Annotated in this window: 1 protein-coding gene; it reads right to left on the minus strand. The window is 70.4% G+C overall.

What is annotated here, in order from left to right; genetic code table 11:
- On the minus strand, nt 1-230 hold a 230-nt coding region (locus tag AC0L2A_RS36605), incomplete at both ends, for a hypothetical protein (RefSeq protein ID WP_473613050.1).

Below are 230 nucleotides of genomic sequence, written 5' to 3' on the forward strand. Positions count from 1 at the left end.
CTCGCATCTGTGCTGCCCGGCAGGAAATAAAAAGTTAAGCCGGGCCGGGGGGGAGGGGCGGAAATTTGTGTGGGGATGGTTGGGTGGGGCGGGGGGGGGGGGGGGGGGGGGGTTGTTTGGGCCGGGGGGGGGGGGGGGGGGGGGGTGTTTAAAAGAAGAAGGGGCGGGCGCGCGGGGGGGGGGTGAGGGGTGGGGGGGGGGGGTGGTGAAAAAAAAAAATGGGGGGGGGG

It is taken from the genome of Mesorhizobium sp. WSM4844 (assembly GCF_055811775.1).